Origin of the sequence: Marinomonas transparens, assembly GCF_016463975.1 — a bacterium.
Taxonomy (GTDB): domain Bacteria; phylum Pseudomonadota; class Gammaproteobacteria; order Pseudomonadales; family Marinomonadaceae; genus Marinomonas; species Marinomonas transparens.
Map to the genome: position 1 here is coordinate 87984 of NZ_JAEMNX010000021.1, position 19543 is coordinate 107526.

The 19543-nt window shown below is 42.4% G+C and carries 20 protein-coding genes; 3 read left to right on the top strand and 17 right to left on the bottom strand.

Annotated elements, in window-relative coordinates; genetic code table 11:
* Positions 1-3: 3 nt before the first annotated feature.
* The 15 genes from hisS to iscR form a co-directional block, all read right to left on the bottom strand.
* Entirely contained in the window at positions 4-1305 is a 1302-nt protein-coding gene (hisS, locus tag I8J31_RS16005) for a histidine--tRNA ligase (protein WP_199469584.1), read from the bottom strand.
* Positions 1306-1314: 9 nt separating this feature from the next.
* A complete protein-coding gene (gene ispG / locus I8J31_RS16010; protein ID WP_199469585.1) occupies positions 1315-2427 on the bottom strand; it encodes a flavodoxin-dependent (E)-4-hydroxy-3-methylbut-2-enyl-diphosphate synthase in 1113 nt (370 codons plus the stop codon).
* An 8-nt stretch (positions 2428-2435) separates the two neighbouring features.
* Positions 2436-3497, bottom strand: coding sequence for a RodZ domain-containing protein (locus I8J31_RS16015; RefSeq protein WP_199469586.1), 1062 nt, complete (start codon positions 3495-3497; stop codon positions 2436-2438).
* A 1-nt stretch (position 3498) separates the two neighbouring features.
* Complete coding sequence (locus I8J31_RS16020; RefSeq protein ID WP_233402844.1) at positions 3499-4077, bottom strand: hypothetical protein; 579 nt, start codon at positions 4075-4077, stop codon at positions 3499-3501.
* Between the two features lie 169 nt (positions 4078-4246).
* On the bottom strand, positions 4247-5362 hold the full coding sequence (gene rlmN, locus I8J31_RS16025) for a dual-specificity RNA methyltransferase RlmN (protein ID WP_199469588.1): 1116 nt from the start codon (positions 5360-5362) through the stop codon (positions 4247-4249).
* 145 nt (positions 5363-5507) lie between these two features.
* Positions 5508-5915: a nucleoside-diphosphate kinase gene (gene ndk / locus I8J31_RS16030; RefSeq protein WP_199469589.1), complete on the bottom strand. Its 408-nt coding sequence runs from the start codon at positions 5913-5915 to the stop codon at positions 5508-5510.
* Between the two features lie 154 nt (positions 5916-6069).
* A complete protein-coding gene (locus I8J31_RS16035; protein WP_199469590.1) occupies positions 6070-7224 on the bottom strand; it encodes an IscS subfamily cysteine desulfurase in 1155 nt (384 codons plus the stop codon).
* A gap of 59 nt (positions 7225-7283) precedes the next feature.
* Positions 7284-7709: a SufE family protein gene (locus I8J31_RS16040; protein ID WP_199469591.1), complete on the bottom strand. Its 426-nt coding sequence runs from the start codon at positions 7707-7709 to the stop codon at positions 7284-7286.
* A gap of 98 nt (positions 7710-7807) precedes the next feature.
* Complete coding sequence (gene sufT, locus I8J31_RS16045; protein WP_199469592.1) at positions 7808-8338, bottom strand: putative Fe-S cluster assembly protein SufT; 531 nt, start codon at positions 8336-8338, stop codon at positions 7808-7810.
* A 6-nt stretch (positions 8339-8344) separates the two neighbouring features.
* On the bottom strand, positions 8345-8695 hold the full coding sequence (locus I8J31_RS16050) for a HesB/IscA family protein (protein WP_199469593.1): 351 nt from the start codon (positions 8693-8695) through the stop codon (positions 8345-8347).
* 9 nt (positions 8696-8704) lie between these two features.
* Positions 8705-9922 carry an aminotransferase class V-fold PLP-dependent enzyme gene (locus I8J31_RS16055; protein ID WP_199469594.1) on the bottom strand — a complete coding sequence of 406 codons (1218 nt, stop codon included), beginning with the start codon at positions 9920-9922 and terminating at the stop codon, positions 8705-8707.
* An 11-nt stretch (positions 9923-9933) separates the two neighbouring features.
* Positions 9934-11193: a Fe-S cluster assembly protein SufD gene (sufD, locus tag I8J31_RS16060; RefSeq protein WP_199469595.1), complete on the bottom strand. Its 1260-nt coding sequence runs from the start codon at positions 11191-11193 to the stop codon at positions 9934-9936.
* A 3-nt stretch (positions 11194-11196) separates the two neighbouring features.
* Entirely contained in the window at positions 11197-11982 is a 786-nt protein-coding gene (gene sufC, locus I8J31_RS16065; protein ID WP_199469596.1) for a Fe-S cluster assembly ATPase SufC, read from the bottom strand.
* A gap of 13 nt (positions 11983-11995) precedes the next feature.
* Entirely contained in the window at positions 11996-13432 is a 1437-nt protein-coding gene (sufB, locus tag I8J31_RS16070) for a Fe-S cluster assembly protein SufB (RefSeq protein ID WP_199469597.1), read from the bottom strand.
* A 74-nt stretch (positions 13433-13506) separates the two neighbouring features.
* Positions 13507-13995 (bottom strand): Fe-S cluster assembly transcriptional regulator IscR, encoded by a 489-nt coding sequence (gene iscR / locus I8J31_RS16075; protein ID WP_199469598.1) that lies wholly within the window; start codon positions 13993-13995, stop codon positions 13507-13509.
* A gap of 301 nt (positions 13996-14296) precedes the next feature.
* Between iscR and I8J31_RS16080 the strand changes: the two genes are divergently transcribed.
* Together I8J31_RS16080 and I8J31_RS16085 are read left to right on the top strand one after the other, a co-directional pair.
* Complete coding sequence (locus I8J31_RS16080) at positions 14297-14611, top strand: Lrp/AsnC ligand binding domain-containing protein (RefSeq protein ID WP_199469599.1); 315 nt, start codon at positions 14297-14299, stop codon at positions 14609-14611.
* 115 nt (positions 14612-14726) lie between these two features.
* A complete protein-coding gene (locus tag I8J31_RS16085) occupies positions 14727-15251 on the top strand; it encodes a hypothetical protein (protein WP_199469600.1) in 525 nt (174 codons plus the stop codon).
* Positions 15252-15295: 44 nt separating this feature from the next.
* Here I8J31_RS16085 and I8J31_RS16090 read toward each other — a convergent pair whose 3' ends face one another.
* Positions 15296-17317, bottom strand: a complete 2022-nt coding sequence (locus I8J31_RS16090; RefSeq protein ID WP_199469601.1) for an oxidoreductase — start codon at positions 17315-17317, stop codon at positions 15296-15298.
* 113 nt (positions 17318-17430) lie between these two features.
* On the opposite strand from I8J31_RS16090, the gene I8J31_RS16095 reads away from it, so the two are divergent.
* Entirely contained in the window at positions 17431-18042 is a 612-nt protein-coding gene (locus tag I8J31_RS16095) for a TetR/AcrR family transcriptional regulator (RefSeq protein ID WP_199469602.1), read from the top strand.
* 101 nt (positions 18043-18143) lie between these two features.
* Here I8J31_RS16095 and I8J31_RS16100 read toward each other — a convergent pair whose 3' ends face one another.
* Positions 18144-19307 (bottom strand): IS256 family transposase, encoded by a 1164-nt coding sequence (locus tag I8J31_RS16100; RefSeq protein ID WP_199469603.1) that lies wholly within the window; start codon positions 19305-19307, stop codon positions 18144-18146.
* Positions 19308-19543 lie beyond the last annotated feature (236 nt).

Sequence of the window (19543 nt, forward strand, 5' to 3'; positions counted from 1 at the left end):
CTTTTAATTCGATTGTTTTTTATTCAAGTTTTCTAGTTTTGCACTAATATAATCAGCAACAGACTCAAGCTGGCGGGACTCCTGCTCACCAGATAACATGTCTTTTATTTGGCAAATGCCCTGCTCTACTTCTTCCTGACCTAAAATCACAGTCAAACGGGCCGCAGAATTATTAGCTTTTTTCATTTGATTCTTAAAGCTACCACCGCCACAGTGGCGTAATACAACCCAATCATTATCTGCTGCTCTTAGTTGTTCCGCTAAAACAGAAGAGGCGACGTCGGCTTCATCACCAAAGCTGACAACAAATATGTCGATTGAAAACTTCGCGTCATCAGGAACTAGGTTCAAAGTTTCAAGCAATAGGATTAAACGTTCTACTCCCATCGCAAAACCAACCGCAGGTGTCGCTTTGCCGCCTAATTGTTCAACTAGGCCATCATAGCGACCACCAGCACAAACCGTTGCTTGCGAACCAAGGTGACGGGTTACCCATTCAAAGACGGTTTTGCCGTAATAATCCAAACCACGAACAAGACGATAATTGACCACATAAGAAATGCCATTTGCCGTCAAAATCGCTTTCAAACGCTCAAAATGGCTTTGAGATTCGTCACCAATAAAATCCTCAAGACTAGGAGCCCCTTGCAACACAGCTTGCGTTTTCTCATCTTTTGAATCTAAGATGCGCAACGGATTGGTAATCAAGCGGCGCTGACTGTCTTCATCCAACTCTTGCTTAAATTGCGTTAAGTATTCGACTAATGCCGCTTTATAGGTTTCTCTCTCGGAAGCCAGACCAATGGTATTCAGTTGCAACTCAACATGCTCAAGCAAACCCAGTTTTTTCCACAAGTGGGCGGACAGAAGAATGAGCTCTGCATCAATATCAGCGCTTGCCATACCGAAGGATTCAACGCCAATCTGATGAAACTGACGATAGCGGCCTTTTTGAGGACGTTCATAACGAAACATAGGGCCGGTATACCATAGACGCTGTACTTGGTTAAATAACAAGCCAGCTTGATCGGCTGCACGGACACAACTTGCCGTTCCCTCTGGACGTAACGTTAAAGACTCGCCATTACGATCATCAAAGGTATACATTTCTTTTTCAACAATATCAGTGGTCTCACCGACACCGCGTTTAAATAAGTCCGTATTCTCTACAATAGGAAAGCGAATCTGTTGATAACCATAAGATTTAACTACATCAGCAACAGTTTTTTCTAAATACTGCCAAACTGAAGATTGCTCAGGAAGAATATCGTTCATCCCCCTAATCGCCTGAATTTTACGTGCCACAATGGATCCTTAAACTTTTGCGATGATATTTGCCAGCTCACGCTCTTTAATAGCGGCTTTATCTCGAATCATTTTTTCTAAATCATCGACTAATGTTTCATTTTTCGTTTTATTGTTTGGTTTACCATCTTGATAAATCAAATTATTCGGCGAGCCACCTGCCAAACCAATATCAGCTTCTTTCGCTTCACCAGGTCCATTCACTACACAGCCAATCACCGCCACATCCATAGGAATAACCACATCTTCAAGACGCTCTTCTAGCTGGTTCATGGTTTTAATGACATCAAAGTTCTGCCGTGAACAACTAGGGCAAGCGATAAAGTTAATACCACGATTACGCAGTTTGAGACTGCGTAACATATCCCAACCGACTTTAATTTCTTGAACTGGGTCGGCGGCCAAAGAGACACGCAAAGTATCGCCTATGCCATCCATTAACAACAAGCCAAGACCAATAGAAGACTTCACAGTACCAGAGCGCAAACCACCCGCTTCTGTAATACCTAAGTGGAGTGGGTTATCTATTTGGCTCGCAATTTTTCGGTAAGCCTCTACCGTCATAAAAATATCAGACGCTTTTAGACTCAATTTATATTCATGAAAATCTAATTCGTCAAAATATTCAATTTGACGAAAAGCGGACTCAACTAAGGCATCAGGTGTTGGCTCGCCATATTTTTTCTGTAGATCTTTTTCCAATGACCCAGCATTTACACCAATGCGAATAGGGATATTTTTATCTCGTGCGCAATCAACAACCGCACGCACCCGGTCCTTGTTACCAATATTACCTGGGTTAATTCGCAGACAATCGACACCATACTCGGCGACTTTTAGGGCAATTTTATAATCAAAATGAATATCAGCAACTAAGGGGATAGATACTTCTTCACGTATTTTTTTAAACGCTTCTGCCGCATCCATAGAGGGAATAGATACACGCACTATGTCTGCACCAGCATCTGCTATGGCACGTATTTGAGCCACTGTCGCATCAACATCACAGGTCTCTGTGTTCGTCATACTTTGAACACTAATTGGCGCACCACCGCCAACAGGGACGTCGCCCACCATAATTTGGCGAGACTGGCGGCGTTTTATAGGTGATTCAAAATGCATAAAAATCTCTACTTGAGCTCAAATCGAGCCAAATCTTGACGTGTAAAAGAAGAAAAATCGAACGCTTTACCTTTGTATTGCAAAGATGACACGCCTTTAGCAAAACCCAGTACCACACGGTATGGCGCAATTCCAGTCAGCTCTAATCTAGTGCCTGCGGATTTCACTCCAGAATACAAAATCTTACCTGTACTGTCGCGAATCTCACTCCAACAATCGGCATCAAAAGCAATCACAATATCATCACCATAAGCAGGCTCTTGAGGTGCTAACACAACGCCTTTAGTCTCCGCTTCTTCTGTTGCTCGAACAACATCATCCACATTCACGCCAGCGTCTTCAAAAATCGCCTTAGTTTCTGCAGAAAGCCCAGTCACAACATCATTAGTAGATGAAGTTACCTGAGGTGCTTCAGCTGTCGCAGTTTCAATTTCCAATATAGATTTAGGTGTGGACACAAGCTCTTCAGAAGCCGAAGCATTCGTCTCTGAACTCACTGAATCAACAATAGGGGCTTCGAGCGCTTCAGGGGGCCCCGCCTCAGTTGCTGTTGCGGCAGGTTCAGTTACCTCAACAACGTCATGCTTAGCAACCGTCGTTACACCGTCAATCGAGGTTGCGGGCCACCAAAAGGCAAGAAATATTAAAACAGCAACAATCACAACGGATATAACGATAATAATAGGGTCACCAAGATGGGTTTGCCTATTCACTTTATTGATAGGTTTAATGGTGGGCTCGACCGCCATCTGTTCATTGTCAAAAGCATTAATGATTTCTGCTGCATCTAGTTCCAATAGACGGCAATAGCTTTTCAGAAAACCTCTTGAAAAAGTTACTGAACGAAAATAGCTAAAATTATTAGCCTCTAACGCTCTAACCTGTTCAATCGTGATTTTCAATTCATTAGCAACACGTCTCTCATCAAACCCTAGCTCTATCCGTTTAGCTTTTAATCTCTCCCCAACATTAATTTTTTCTACGCTGGTTGTGTTTTCAGGAGCGTCAGCAATGTTATCAGAAACGTCAATTACATTCTCAGGAGCATCAGTTTGAAGTTCAGTTGTCATGTCAATACCTTGAATTATTCAGGCAGGTAAAATTGCTCGCAGATGGATACAGTGTAGGGTCAATCTCGCGTGCAGTTAAATGCCGCGACAGACAATTGTATTCATCAAAATATCCTGATTTTCGGACATTTTTTTCATTGGCCTGAATATTATTAAAAATTAGGCGAGCCTTATCCTTGTTACCCTGTATTAAAACAAGATTGAGCTCTGTCATCAAACCAATCAGAGGCAAATCATCAATTTCTTTTGCCTGTTTTAGGTAGATCTTCGCTAAATTTACATCATTCTGACGTATCGCACATCTAGAGAGGTTAACACTTACAGACTGACGTTTCGAAACACCGTTTTGATATGCTTTTTTAAACGACTCACAAGCCTCCTTCCAATGCTCTTTTTGCCCTAACAAAACACCATAATTATTCAGCAAAAAATCATCATCAGGAAACTCAATTAGCGCTTCCTTATGGATTAACAAAGCCTGTTCAATATGATCAATGCTCAACCAATACAAGCTCAGTAATCGCCAATATTCTATCCCCCGAGCCGATTCTCTAATTTGCTCAAGCTGCCCCTTAGCCAAGGGCCATTGACCTAATAAAAGATGAGTTTGGATCAGAAGTAAGCGCTGCGAATCAGAAAAGACAGCCGATGTTGGTGATGACCGATAAGAACAAGCGGCCACAAAAATAAGAACACAAAATAACAATAAGCGCATACAGACATCCATGTCATATATAAAAGCTTAATCATTAGCTTTTAATTTCACGTAGCTCGATATATTTTTGGCTACGGCGGGTTTTATCATGGAAATCCCCTACCAGCTGCCCACAAGCTGCATCGATGTCATCCCCACGAGTGGTTCGAACTGTCACGGTATAACCAGCATCCGCCAAGACTTTCTGAAAACGACGTACACGATTATTAGAGGGTTTCTCATAACCTGAATGTGGAAATGGATTAAATGGGATCAAGTTAATCTTGCATTCCAAATCTTTAAGCAACTCAGCCAGTTCATAAGCCTGCTCTTCCATATCATTCACGCCAGACATCATGGTGTATTCTATGGTGATATGACGCTTATCAGGCAAGTTAACTAAATAGTGCTGACAGGCTTCAAGTAACTCAGCGATTGGATATTTTTTATTAATGGGCACCAACTGATCACGTAAAGCATTATTTGGTGCATGCAACGAGATCGCCAGCGAAACATCAGTACGCTTCACCAATTCGTATATCTTAGGAACGACACCTGATGTACTCAAGGTAACACGACGCTTCGACAAGCCATAAGCATGGTCATGCATCATCAAAATCATGGCATCAACAACAGGTTCAAAGTTCATTAAAGGTTCACCCATCCCCATCATCACAACATTGGTCACACGACGAGGACCATTGGGATCCATAGGGCCAAATGATTTGATCGCAATCCAAACCTGACCAATAATTTCTGCTGGGGTTAGATTACGATTAAAACCCTGCTTACCTGTTGAGCAAAAACTACAATCCAAAGAACAACCCACCTGTGAAGAAACGCATAAAGTCGCCCTATTGCCATCCGGAATAAGTACCGCTTCAACACAATCATTATTGCCACCTTCAGTACGAATAATCCATTTTCTCGTACCATCAGAGGAAATATTTTGCGAAACAATTTCTGGCGCTCGAATCTCACAAACCTGCTCTAACTTAGCTCGCAAAACTTTACTAACATCGGTCATCTCCTCAAAGCTTTCCGCGCCCTTTTGATGAATCCATTTCATCACTTGAGTCGCACGGAATTTCTTCTCGTTAATAGACTCGAAGAATTCAATTAATTTCTCTGGAGATAAACCCAACAGGTTTACTTTTTTAATGTCTGTCATAGTAAAGATCACTTGCCGTTAATAGCATTAAGTGTAAACGAAAAAAGCTTCTGAAAAAGCCAAACCTTTTCAGAAGCCTCTGACAAAAAGCGGGCTTAAGCCCGCTTTTACAATATCAGATGGACATAAAAGTCCTTTCTGTCAATTACTTACCGAAGTAGTAAGCAATTTCACGTGCAGCGGATTCCACAGAATCAGAACCGTGTACAGCATTAGCATCAATAGACTCAGCGTAATCTGCACGCAAAGTACCAGCAGCGGCTTCTTTAGGGTTAGTAGCCCCCATTAGTTCACGGTGACGAAGAACAGCGCCTTCCCCTTCAAGAACAGAAACAACCACAGGACCTGAAGTCATGAAAGCAACCAAATCTTTATAAAAAGGGCGCTCTTTATGCTCGGCGTAGAAACCGCCAGCCAATTCGTCATCCAGTTGAATCATTTTAGCTTCAACAATTTTGAAGCCTGCACGTTCAAAACGAGTGTAGATTTCGCCAATTACATTTTTTGCAACAGCATCAGGTTTGATGATAGATAAAGTGCGTTCTAACGCCATGGTATAACTCCAAAATTAATTAAAATGGGCGATGTTCTACATGGCCCGAGACATAAAAGTTCAGCGCGTGGATTATACCCATCAATTCGCTAAAATTGTATGCTCAAACGAACATTAATTAGGCATAATTCTATAAAAGAGAGGTTTTTCTAATTTATACAGAAGATCTCAAAAGCTTGACGGCATTTTTAATCGTCTCTGCCGCAAAATCGACCTCTTCTTGGGTAGTAAAGCGCCCAACTGATAACCTCAACGAACTGTGCGCCAAATCATCTGATAAACCAATCGCACGTAATACATAAGAAGGCTCTAAACTTGCCGAAGTACAAGCGGATCCAGACGAGACAGCAATATCGCTCAAAGACATCAACAAAACTTCACCATCTACATCCGCAAAACCAACGTTAATCACCCCTGCAACCCTATTATCTGAATCACCGTTTAAGTACACACCAGATAGCTCACTCAAAGATGACCACAAGCGTTTACGTAGCTCTACTATTCGCGCGCAATCCGTTGCCATTTCCTGACCGGCCAAATGAAAGGCTTCCCCCATACCGACAATTTGATGCGTCGCCAAAGTACCAGAGCGCATGCCACGTTCATGACCGCCACCGTGAATTTGCGCTTCCAATTTGATTTTTGGTGAACGCCTTACAAACAAAGCCCCAATGCCTTTCGGCCCATAGGTCTTATGTGCCGTTAAAGACATCAGATCAACTTTCATCGCATTTATATCAATAGCGGTTTTCCCCGTCGTCTGCGCAGCATCGACATGCAGAAAAATGCCTCGTGGACGTGTTAACTCACCAATCGCGGCAATATCCGTCAATACCCCTAACTCGTTATTGCCATGCATTAAAGACACTAAAATAGTATCTTCACGCAACACCTCTTCCAGTTGTGCAGGAGAAATCATCCCATGGGAATCCGGCTGTAAATAGGTAACTTCAAAGCCTTCTTTTTCAAGTTGCTTACAAGGATCCAATACAGCTTTGTGCTCAATCATGGAGGTAACAATATGCCGGCCTTTTTGACGATAAGCATAAGCCACCCCCTTTAAAGCCAAATTATTCGCTTCTGTTGCGCCAGAAGTCCAAACAATTTCACGAGTATCCGCACCAATAAGCTGAGCCACCTGAAGTCGAGCTTCTTCAACGGCCTCTTCTGCACGCCAACCAAATAAATGAGAACGAGAAGCAGGGTTCCCAAAATTACCATCTTGAGTTAGACAAGCCATCATTTTTTCAGCCACTCTTGGATCCACAGGAGTGGTGGCCGAGTTGTCTAAATAGACAGGAATGTTCATTACTTTCTCCATAAAAAGGGAGTCTTACAAAAAGCAGAAGCGTCTAACACCAGCAACAACTAAGCCGCTGCCTGTGCAATATTCTGAATACGCCCAACAATAGAACGCAAGCCATTACCACGAGTCGGACTCAAATGGCGCTCCAAATCCAACTCAGAAAAATAATTAGAAATATCAAAATCAAGAATTTGCTGCGGTGTTTTCTGATCATAAGCAGCCAATACTAGCCCTAATAAGCCACGCACAATAATGGCATCACTATCCACTGAAAAAGTTAACACTTCACCATAACGTTCATCTTGCTGACTGCTAGGCTGAATCCACACACTACTCTGACAACCTTTAACTAATCGCTCTGGCGTGCGCCATGCATCATCAAACTCAGGCAAAGACTTACCAAGATCAATGATGTATTTGTACTTATCTTCCCAATCATCAAAAAAAGAAATGTCATCAATAATGTCATCTGTACTAGGTAAAGACATAAGGCCTCGCTATAAAAAAGAAAACGACCTTAATGGATTCACTAAAGTCGTTGCTGCATTAGTCTATTGTATAAAAAAATATCAATAAGGCGAAGCGCTTAAAAAAACAAACCGGCTTCTAATTGAGCTTCTTCACTCATCATTTCTCTAGACCAAGGTGGATCAAATACCAATTCGACCTTCACAGATTTCACATTAGGAACCTTAGCAACACGATATGTCACATCACCAACCAAGACGGGCCCCATGCCACAACCCGGTGCGGTCAAGGTCATATCAATTTGCACAGACTTAGTTACTTGATCTAAAGACACCTTATAAACCAACCCCAAGGACACTAAACTAATTGGAATCTCTGGGTCATATACGGTATCAATCGCCTGCCAAACCTGTTCTTCGCTAATTAAATCCGAGCCAAGATCTTCAAACTCAAGAACTTCTGGCTGCTGGCCTATTGCTTCTCCATCAGTACCATCAATTCGCAACATGTTACCTTGCCAAGTGACGGTATAATTTCCACCCAAGCTTTGATTAATTGTAATAAACTGCCCTTCAGGAATACTCACAGGCTCGCCACTCGGCACCCTTCGCGCAGGACATGCACGCTGTGTTACTACCATTGTTTGCATGCAGAACTAACTCACACTAAAGCTTTCGCCACAACCACACTCGGCCACAACGTTAGGGTTATTAAATTTCACTACTTCATTTACGCCTTCGCGAACAAGGTCGATTTCAGTGCCTTTAAGAATAACCGAAGACTGGGCATCGACCGCAAAGATCACACTCCCAAAGGACAGCACAGTATCATCATCGGCCGCTTTATCGACCATATCCAAAACATAAGCAAAGCCCGTACAACCGCTTTCTTTAGTACTCAGACGAATCAATTTACCCGGTTGCTTAACTAACTTAGAGGCAAAATATTTTTGCGCTGAAGCGGTTAAAGAAACGCTTGATACAGGATCAAATGTTGTTGCTGTCATCACTACCTCCTAAGCCAACATGGACCGCACTTTTTTAAGTGCGGCAAATAAAATATCAACTTCTTCTAATGTATTATAGAGAGAAAAAGAAGCACGAGCGGTTCCAGGGACACCAAAACGCGTCATTAAAGGCTGCGCACAATGGTCTCCCGTTCGAATGGCAATCCCTTGCCGATCAAGCAAGAAGCCAATATCCGCTGGATGTCCTTGATCCATTACAAAGCTTAATACACCGATCTTATGCTTTGCATTACCAATAATGGTCAAACCGTCAAAGTTCTCGGCCAATTCAGTCGCGTAATCTAATAAAGCCTTTTCATGAGCCACAACAGCATGGTGATCTAGAGCACTAAACCAACGAATTGCTTCGCCCAGCGCGATAGCATCACCCACGTTAGGCGTTCCCGCTTCAAAGCGATAAGGCAATACATTCCATGTGGCATTTTGCAAGGTCACAGTAGCTATCATCTCGCCACCAGTACGCCAAACAGGCCAATTTTCTAGCAAAGACGCCTGCCCCCAAAGCACGCCAATACCCATAGGAGCATAAATTTTATGGCCAGAAAACACATAGAAGTCACAGCCAATATCCTGTACGTCCACCTTACAGTGAGCCGCACCTTGAGCACCATCAATCAACACCCAAGCGCCAAACTCTTTGGCTTTAGCCGTCATGGCTTTAACTGGATTAACCGTACCTAATGCATTGGAAACATGAGGAAAAGCAACAAATTTAGTCCGCTCATTTAACAAGGCCTCATACGCTGTCTGATCCAGCTCACCATCATCGGTCACAGGAACCGTTTTTAGTGTTGCACCAGACGCTTTGCAAGCCTGCTGCCAAGTCACCAAATTCGCGTGATGCTCCATACCAGTGGCAATCACTTCATCGCCTGTAGACAAAAGCTGACTCAAGCCATTAGCAATAATATTAATGCCTTCTGTTGTGCCTGTTGTCCAAATCACTTCTTCGCGTTTCGGCGCATGAATGAAATCTTTGACAATATCCCGCGCCGCTTCAAATCGCCGTGTTGCTTCATCCGCAAGACGATGCGCCCCACGATGCACATTAGAATTACATGTCGTGTAATAATCAACTAAGGCATCAATTACACATTGTGGTTTCTGAGTCGTCGCCGCATTATCGAGATAAACTAATGGATTACCATCGATTTCACGCTTTAAAATCGGAAATTGCTCACGGATCGCCGCTACATCAAAGCTCATTTTTTTCTCGCTTACTTTACTTCCATCTGCGCAAAACGCTCACGAATAATAGGACGAACCCACTCAGCAAGAGCCGCATTTGGCATTAAATCAATCAACTCGTTAATGAACCCAAAGTTGAGCATAACCTGAGCTTTAGAACGGCTAACACCACGCGTCTGCAAATAATACAAAGCTTGTTTATCAATTTCTGCAATGGTCGCACCATGGGCACATTTCACATCGTCAGCGTAAATTTCCAACTCAGGTTTGGTATTAATTTCTGCTTTATCAGACATCAGCAAGTTACGATTATTCAGCTCTGCCAAGGTTTTTTGAGCATCACGGTGAATATGAATTCTACCGTTAAATACCGCACGAGCACGGTCAGCAACAATGCCTCGTACATTTTCTTCTGTGGTGCCATTTGGCATAGCGTGCTCAACCGTTGCGTGAAGGTCAAACAGCTCTTTACCATCCAATAAATACATGGCATTCAGCTTAGCATCTGCGAACTCACCAGCATGGATAATATCGGTATCTAAACGCGACAAATCACTACCAAAAGCCACGATAGTACTGTGCATTTTTGACTTGTTATTCAGGTTGAAATGACTACCACCAATGGCAACATTGGTGTTGGTTTGTAGGGCAAAGCGGTAATGTTCAAGTCGAGCATTATCAGCAATATCATATTCAACAAAAGCCGTGCTTAAGGTATCGCCTTGTGCCTGAACATCTTCGATAACCGTCGCTTTCGCACCATCACCAAGCTTCACTTGAACTCGGGTATGAGCCTCTGCTCCGCTGCTTAGCAATGAGCTAATGCGAATCGGCTTCTCAATGTCTGCACCAGCTGCAATAGCAACCACCACGACATCGCTTGCTAGCGCATCATTCACCAAACCAAATAAATGACGACTTGGTTTAATGCTTGAAAATTGCTCGATCGCCAAAGCCTGATCGGCATTATTCAGCTCGCTACCTAAGACAATAGAAAGACCTGTTGGTAGCTCACTGCTTGACTGCTGCACATCAAACCGACCATTTACAAACACCAACTCGGTCATGTGTAAGTCAGCAATATCAACAGGAGACAAGCCAGTTGTTTGAACTTGATCCTTTGCAATCGAACGCTCCACTGAACGCAGTGGCGTATATCGCCATGCCTCTGTTCTACGTGTTGGCCAAGCAGTTTGAGATAATAGCTCTAGTGCTTGAGCTCGCTTTGGTGCTAGCCAATCACTAATACCTTGCCCACGGGCGATGGCACCTGTTAACCATTCACTCATGAATTACCCCTCAAGCTCATCTTCCGTAGGTTCACTCTGCAACCAAGCATAACCCTGTGCTTCCAATTCTTGCGCCAAAGAAGCATCACCGCTTTTGACAATTTTCCCATCAGAAAGCACATGTACAAAATCGGGTTTAATATAATCCAAAAGACGTTGGTAATGAGTCACCACGATAAAACTACGATCTTCAGTACGTTGACTATTTACCCCCGCCGCAACCACCTGCATGGCATCGATATCTAGACCTGAATCCGTTTCATCAAGGATGCAAAGCTTTGGTTTAAGCAGTAACATTTGCATCAACTCGTTACGCTTTTTCTCACCACCGGAAAAGCCTTCATTGACACCACGCTTTAAAAAGGCAATCGGCAAGTTAACTTGTTTACAAGCCGCCTTGGCTTCTTTAAGGAAGTTCGCCGATGTAATGGCTTCTTCTCCACGGGCAAGACGCTGCGCGTCCACAGAAGCTTTTAAAAACTCAAGATTACTAACACCTGGAATTTCTACTGGGTATTGGAAAGCAAGAAATAAACCCGCACGAGCACGCTCTTCGGTTTCCATTTCTAATAGATCTTCACCATCTAAGGTCACGCTACCGCTTTCCACAGAGTAACCATCACGGCCAGATAAAACATACCCCATGGTACTTTTACCAGCACCATTTGGTCCCATGATGGCATGCACTTCACCCGGTTTAATATCTAGACTTAAACCTTTAATAATATTTTTTTCTTCAACGCTGGCGTGCAAATTCTTAATCGTCAACAAACTTTTGGTGTTCGACATTTCACTCAATTCCTTAACCTACAGAGCCTTCAAGGCTAATTTCTAGTAACTTGCCCGCTTCCACGGCAAATTCCATCGGTAATTCTTTAAACACTTCCTTACAGAAGCCATTCACTATCATAGAAACGGCTTTTTCAGGATCCAATCCACGCTGCTGACATAGAAACATCTGCTCATCACTTACCTTAGAAGTGGTCGCTTCATGTTCCACAATCGCGGATGGGTTACGGCTTTCAACATAGGGAAAAGTATGTGCGCCACACTGATCGCCGATCAGCAGAGAGTCACACTGGGTAAAGTTACGTGCCCCTTGGGCTCCGGGGTTCATTCGTACAAGGCCACGGTAGCTATTATTACTCTTACCGGCAGAAATACCTTTAGAGATAATTGTTGAGCGAGTATTCTTGCCCAAATGAATCATCTTGGTACCAGTATCAGCCTGTTGACGACCACGAGTTAATGCAACGGAATAGAACTCCCCGATGCTGTTATCCCCTTTCAAAATACAACTTGGGTACTTCCAAGTAACAGAAGAGCCTGTCTCTACCTGAGTCCAAGAAATTTTGGCATTGGTATGACAGATACCACGCTTAGTCACGAAGTTATAAATACCACCTTTGCCATTCTCATCACCCGGATACCAGTTCTGTACGGTAGAATATTTAATTTCAGCATTATCCATGGCCACTAGCTCAACCACCGCAGCATGAAGTTGGTTTTCATCACGCTGAGGGGCGGTACACCCTTCTAAATAGCTCACATGACTACCTTCTTCCGCAATAATCAAGGTGCGTTCAAACTGACCAGTATTTTGCTCATTAATACGGAAATAAGTAGACAGCTCCATTGGGCAACGAGTGTTTTTAGGAATGAAAACAAAAGACCCATCAGTAAAAACCGCACAATTTAGCGCCGCATAATAATTATCTTTTGTTGGAACCACACTACCCAAATATTTTTTCACCAAATCGGGGTACCTCTGAATAGCCTCTGAAATAGGGCAAAAAATAACGCCGGCTTCTGAAAGCTTTTCGCGGAATGTCGTCACCACAGAAACAGAGTCAAACACAGCATCAACCGCAATACCTGCCAACATTTGCTGCTCAATCAGTGGAATCCCTAGTTTTTCATAAGTACGGAGTAATTCAGGATCGACCTCATCCAAAGACTTTGGCTTGTCTTTCATACTCTTAGGCGCTGAATAATAGGAAATAGATTGGAAATCAATTTCTGGATAATGTACATGAGCCCAAGTAGGTTCTTCCATCTCAGACCAAATACGAAATGCATTAAGACGCCATTCGAGCATCCATTCAGGCTCATCTTTCATTGCAGAAATACGTCGGATGACATCCTCATCCAAGCCAGGCAAAAAGGTTTCTGATTCTACATCAGACACAAAACCGGCTTCGTATTCCCGTGCCAGCGCCTTATCTATCTGCTCAGTCATATAAAAACTCACTCATTATTGGAACAGGTACACCGCGCATCGATGCACTGAGTCTTACTAATTTCATTGCTTCTTTAATCAACCATCGCCGCGCTGATCTTATCTTTCTCTGAACAGCCCAACTGAACTTCAAAATTCTGACGCTCAGCCACTTGTCGTACATCATTACGCATGACCAATTGCTCTAAACTAATCTGGCTTAGAAAGTCATGTATTTGATCACTAAGGTCACACCAAAGATGATGGGTCAAACAGGTGCTGCCACTTTGGCAATCACTTCGCCCTTTACACCCCGTCGCATCAACCGACTCATTTACCGCATCCACTATTTGCGCAACAAATATTTCATTGTGCGAGCGACTAAGGCGATAGCCACCACCAGGACCGCGAACACTGGTCACCAATGCCTGTTTTCGAAGCTTGGAGAACAACTGCTCAAGATAAGATAAAGAAATTTCCTGCCGCGTTGAAATGTCCGATAACGACACAGGGCCGTGATCTGAATGCAATGCCAAATCCAGCATGGCGGTGACCGCATAACGACCTTTTGTTGTCAGGCGCATAAGCTATCCAATTAAGACAATTATTTGATAGCAGATAGTACACAAAACCTACTGTTTTGATCAAGTATTTACCCGACTATTTTAGTAGGTTATTAGCCAATCCTATGAATTCGCGCATATTTTACGTGTAGTCGCCACAAAACTAAACCTTTGAACAAGCGAATAACGCCTAGCACCTCATTTATTCCCCAAATAATCACCACCTAATAAGTAAGAAAAACGAGCATTTTTTATAAATTCCACCTATAACTTAATGTTGATTATAAAAAACGCCTAAACCACTAAGTAAAAGGAATCACAAATGGTCACCGGCATCATATTACTCAATGTAGAAAGAACAAAAACAAACCACGTCGCACAATCTTTAGCATCTCTAGAAGGTGTATCAGAAGTATTTTCAGTAGGAGGGAAGGTTGATCTTGTGGTCATTTGTCGTGTCACGTGTAATGAAGACCTGGCTGACCTGATTCACATAGATATTGCCAATGACACCAGAATCACCCACACAGAAACACTCATTGCCTTCCAAGCTTTCTCTCAATTCGACCTAATTAGCCTATTTAAAACAGCAGACTTAGAAAAAAGAGCGCTTGGAGGCAAACCGAAAGAACAATAAAAGAACGAGAGCTTAGCTCTATCTTTCAAAGTTAAACACTTGCCCTTTCTTGCTAAATAGGCAAAATTACCTATAGATAGGATTTTGTTCATTAAGCGCTTGTTCTGGAGCGAATATGCCAGCAAACAAAGAACCTAAAAAAGAAGACGCTCAAGAAACAGCTCCCAGTAAAAAAGCTTGGAAGCTTCCTATCGCCTTTGTTTTATGCTGTATGATCAGCGTATTCCTTTCATCTGGCATCACCTATTTTTTCGTTTTAAGCTCTCAACCAGACCAAGACCTAGTTAAACAAAGCACGGAAACAAAAACCTTATTAGCAGATATAGAAAAAACAGTCCTAGAACAGGACCAGAAAATAAAAGCGATCAAGGATGAAGGCGATGTACTTAAACTTTATTTAAGGCACAGCAGTGCCACAGCCCTCAAAAACATTTTATTAGACCAAGAACTTAATATTCAGGCCTACTTGAGAGTGATGAAATCTGCTATAGATGACCTGTCTAACCTAAATCCAAGAACAACAGACTGGAACAATAAATACCAATACCAGCTAGACTTAGCATTAAAAGGAAGTATGGACAGAGAAAATTTGTTAAAGCTTCTAAAAACAGGCGAGCCAAACGAAAAAGCCTCACCATGACATCTGATATCAGCAAGACTCTTCACTCAAATATTAAACCAATTTCAAATACTCGCCGCTAAAATAGTCCCTTGCTTTATCGCCCGCTTGGCATCTAACTCAGATGCCACATCAGCTCCGCCAATCAGATGAACAGCTTGACCGATTTCTGCTTCAAGAGTTCGATTAGACTCTTGCCCAGCACAGATAATAATATTATCCACCTCTAAACATTCTGCCTTACCATTTACCATTAAATGCAGCCCCTGATCATCTATTCTTTGATAATCACACCCCGATAAAAAAGTAACTCCTTTCTTCAACAGTTCAGTACGATGAATCCACCCCGTGGTTTTCCCTAAATTTGCCCCAACCTTACTTTCTTTGCGTTGTAGCAAATACACTTCACGAATGGATCGGTCAAAGTTCGGCTTCATACCCTCGACACCACCACGAGCTCCTAAGGTCATATCAACCCCCCATTGAGTCATGAACGCCTCAATAGTTTGCGGTTTTTGAGTGGTTTCATGAATCAAGTATTCACTGATATCAAAGCCTATTCCTCCAGCGCCAATAACAGCAACACGACGGCCTACTTTTGCACCATTCATAACATCTAAGTAGCTTAATACTTTAGGGTGATTAACACCCTCAATCTGAGGAATTCGAGGTAAAATTCCTGTGGCTAATACCACTTCATCAAAAGCCATTTTTTTCAGCATTTTAGCATTAACCTTAGTATTTAATACGAGCTCAACACCTGTGAGTTCAACCTGCCGATTAAAATACCGAATAGTTTCATAAAATTCGCCTTTACCGGGAATTCGCTTAGCAATATTAAATTGCCCACCCACTTCATTAGCCGCATCATACAAGGTCACCTGATGGCCTCTTTTTGCTGCTGTCGTGGCAAAAGCCAGCCCAGCAGGACCCGCTCCTACCACAGCAATTCGTTTCGGCTCCTCTGCTGGAATAATAACTAGCTCAGTTTCATGGCAGGCTCTTGGGTTTACTAAACAAGAAGTAAGCTTTCCTACAAAAATATGATCCAAACAAGCCTGATTACAGCCTATGCATGTATTGATTTCATCCGATCTTTCTTGCTCAGCTTTTACTACAAATTCAGGGTCAGCAAGAAATGGGCGTGCCATAGACACCATATCTGCATCGCCGCGAGCAAGTACCTGCTCTGCAACTTCCGGCATATTAATCCGATTAGAAGTAATCAAGGGTACAGACAAAGACTTTCTTAAAATGGCTGTAACCCAAGTAAAAGCCGCTCTCGGAACTTTCGTAGCAATGGTAGGAACTCGAGCTTCATGCCAACCAATACCTGTATTAATAATGCTTGCTCCGGCTTTTTCGATCTCTAAACCGAGAGAAACTATTTCACCTAAATCACTGCCACCCTCAACCAGATCCAACATAGAAAGACGATAAATAATGATAAAATCATGACCAACAGCCTCCCTAATACGCCTAACTATCTCAATAGGCAGTCTTACTCTATTAGGATACTCTCCCCCCCATTCATCCTCTCTATGATTGGTTCTTGCAGCAATAAACTGATTAAGTAGATAACCTTCTGAACCCATCACCTCAACGCCATCGTACCCTGCTTCTTTAGCTAAGGTAGCAGCATTCACAAAATCTGAGATTTGCTTTTCAATATCTTCAGAGGTTAATGCAATCGGTTTGATAGAATTGATCGGCGCCTGTATCGCAGAAGGGGCAACCGCTTTAGCATTGTAGGCATAACGCCCTGTATGCAATATCTGCATACAGATCTTTCCGCCAGCCGCATGTACTGCATTGGTAATAACACTATGATGATGAGCATCTTGCACTGACTCCATAACTGCGGCACCAGCATGAACAGCCCCCTCTTGATTAGGAGCAATTCCTCCAGTCACAATCAGTGCCACACCGCCTTTCGCCCGTTCCGCATAAAAAGCAGCCATTCGTTCAAAGCCACCTTTCATCTCCTCTAACCCAAGATGCATTGACCCCATGAGTATACGGTTCTTAAGTTGAGTAAAACCAAGATCCAATGGTTCAAATAAATGAGGGTACTTTGAATGGCTCATAAAACGACTCACCGTGATTATTATTGTTAAATATAGTCGTCCATTACGATATGGACAGCGTCAAGATAGAATTCAATTTTGACACTGTCAAGATAAAAGTATTTAATCCCCTCATGAAATCATCAAAACAACATTACCATCATGGTAATTTAACCAAATCACTACTTGATTCAGCCTCTCAAATCATCAGAGAAGAAGGGGTTGAAAATCTCAGCATGCGCAAACTAGCCGACAAGGTAGGAGTATCTAGAACAGCACCATACCATCACTTCAAAGACAAAAACGCCTTACTTTGCGTACTAGCCGAAAAAGGCTTTCATGATCAACAAAAAATGCTTACTAGCCTAATAAAGCAAAACCTTTCAGCGCAAGATGGCTTCAAACAATATGTACACTTATACCTAAGCTATGCCCTAGAACACAGCGAGATATATGACCTCATGTACGGTAGAGCAATATGGAAAGCAGGTTATCCGAGTGAATCACTTAAAGAAGCATCAAAACAAACCTTCAAATGCTGGATTGACTGGGTTAGCAAGCTACAAGGTCAGCATATTCTAGCAACTAACAACACACCATTAAGAATAGGACAAACAACTTGGGCAAGCCTACATGGTCTCGCGAGGCTTTTTATAGATGGAATATATCTTGATAAAACAGATTTATCGCAAATGAGCGAGCAAATGATTAAGAACCTTTGCTCGCACTCATCAACCCGCGTTTAAGCTTGAACGAGTATTATATAACAATTAGTCTTTGCGTAACCTTTTGCAGGTACCGTCCCATAAAGTGTGTCTTCTTCCGATAAATTCACTTTTCTTATCCGTTAATTAAACAGGTGGCTTTTCGATAGTCGACTCACCGGATATTGATAAGTTGAGCTGTTGATATCAATAGCCACTTTACTTAATAACGTTAACACTGATTCTACACTGGGCATCGAATTCCGGATTTTTAAGGTTCGTTTGAACGCTTTATTCAGTCGCTCAATCCAGTTTGTTGTGTAGATCATATTTCGAATCTCGTACTCAAATTCTAGATAGGTGGCATAATAACTCATAAACTCTGGATCACTGAGCTTAATGAGGTCTGGGTAGCGTTTATACCACTTTTCAGAAGTGTGCTGTGCCCTGAGATATAAACTCTCTCTTGTATCTTCCCTGTTGTCTAGTTGGAAAATAGTCGCTAAGTCTTCAACCAGTTCTGATCGGTGTTGCTTCTTAGTTTTTCTTAGAATAGAACGTTTTAAGTGCAGAACACATTTTTGGATCGCGCTATCAAAATGACGCTCTATGGCACTGTCTAGCTCGGTTAAATTGTCAGCCACAAAGAGGTCAACTTGCTGTAAGCCCCGCTTTTTTAAGTCCAAACATATATCATTCCAGCATCCTGCCGACTCTGTTGGTGCATTATAGATACCAATAACTTCTCGCGTCATGTCTGGCAAAACCGCTAAAACAATATAATACGCTTCGCTGGATACTCGCTCTCGTTTTGTTTTTACGAAAGTGGCATCTAAATAAACAATAGGATAGTAGTCCGCTAACGTTCGCTCTCGAAAAGAAGCCATCGCATCGCACAAACTCGTCGTAATACGAGATACCTGGCTTTTAGAGAGCTGCTGACCATAGATACGATGGGTAATCGATTCTATGTCACGAGTAGTTAACCCTTTGGCATAAAGATCAAAACAGAGCTCATTTAACGTATCACTTTGATCCTTCATAATATTGAGTAACATTGGCTTAAATAGACCTAAACGATCTCTTGGTACTTGCAAAGCCAATGAATCACCAATGCCAAAACCGCTTACATTACGATAGCCATTGGCTTTATTACCAGACTGAGCCGCTTCAAGATAGGTAGAGCGTTCTGCTTTCATCAGACTATTAAGCGCCATCTCCATTAGCTTATTTAAGCCATCAGGTTGAACCGTGAGTTGATCAATCGCGACTTGTATTTGTTTAGAATTTAGCTTTAAAGTATCCATAGTCTCTCTTTTGTTTATTTCGTTTGTTTTTTGATCGGAACAAAATAAATTTAACGAAAGAGAGGCGCTTATTAAAGCTCCTACTAGACACACTTCTTGGGGCGGTATGCTTTTGCATCGCAATGGGTTAGATATAGCAATGGAATAAAAATGGATCCAGAAGTAGTGTAGAGTCAGGTATCGTGGTTCCAAAATGAAAAAACCCCACCCTGCTTCGCAGGATGGGGCTCTTTTCA

Bases quoted from the DNA above. Each gene is read 5' to 3' on its own strand.
- ispG (WP_199469585.1), bottom strand. From the start codon at position 2,427: ATGCATTTTGAATCACCTATAAAACGCCGCCAGTCTCGCCAAATTATG.
- I8J31_RS16015 (WP_199469586.1), bottom strand. From the start codon at position 3,497: ATGACAACTGAACTTCAAACTGATGCTCCTGAGAATGTAATTGACGTT.
- rlmN (WP_199469588.1), bottom strand. From the start codon at position 5,362: ATGACAGACATTAAAAAAGTAAACCTGTTGGGTTTATCTCCAGAGAAA.
- ndk (WP_199469589.1), bottom strand. From the start codon at position 5,915: ATGGCGTTAGAACGCACTTTATCTATCATCAAACCTGATGCTGTTGCA.
- I8J31_RS16035 (WP_199469590.1), bottom strand. From the start codon at position 7,224: ATGAACATTCCTGTCTATTTAGACAACTCGGCCACCACTCCTGTGGAT.
- I8J31_RS16040 (WP_199469591.1), bottom strand. From the start codon at position 7,709: ATGTCTTTACCTAGTACAGATGACATTATTGATGACATTTCTTTTTTT.
- sufT (WP_199469592.1), bottom strand. From the start codon at position 8,338: ATGCAAACAATGGTAGTAACACAGCGTGCATGTCCTGCGCGAAGGGTG.
- I8J31_RS16050 (WP_199469593.1), bottom strand. From the start codon at position 8,695: ATGACAGCAACAACATTTGATCCTGTATCAAGCGTTTCTTTAACCGCT.
- I8J31_RS16055 (WP_199469594.1), bottom strand. From the start codon at position 9,922: ATGAGCTTTGATGTAGCGGCGATCCGTGAGCAATTTCCGATTTTAAAG.
- sufD (WP_199469595.1), bottom strand. From the start codon at position 11,193: ATGAGTGAATGGTTAACAGGTGCCATCGCCCGTGGGCAAGGTATTAGT.
- sufC (WP_199469596.1), bottom strand. From the start codon at position 11,982: ATGTCGAACACCAAAAGTTTGTTGACGATTAAGAATTTGCACGCCAGC.
- sufB (WP_199469597.1), bottom strand. From the start codon at position 13,432: ATGACTGAGCAGATAGATAAGGCGCTGGCACGGGAATACGAAGCCGGT.
- iscR (WP_199469598.1), bottom strand. From the start codon at position 13,995: ATGCGCCTGACAACAAAAGGTCGTTATGCGGTCACCGCCATGCTGGAT.
- I8J31_RS16080 (WP_199469599.1), top strand. From the start codon at position 14,297: ATGGTCACCGGCATCATATTACTCAATGTAGAAAGAACAAAAACAAAC.
- I8J31_RS16085 (WP_199469600.1), top strand. From the start codon at position 14,727: ATGCCAGCAAACAAAGAACCTAAAAAAGAAGACGCTCAAGAAACAGCT.
- I8J31_RS16090 (WP_199469601.1), bottom strand. From the start codon at position 17,317: ATGAGCCATTCAAAGTACCCTCATTTATTTGAACCATTGGATCTTGGT.
- I8J31_RS16095 (WP_199469602.1), top strand. From the start codon at position 17,431: ATGAAATCATCAAAACAACATTACCATCATGGTAATTTAACCAAATCA.
- I8J31_RS16100 (WP_199469603.1), bottom strand. From the start codon at position 19,307: ATGGATACTTTAAAGCTAAATTCTAAACAAATACAAGTCGCGATTGAT.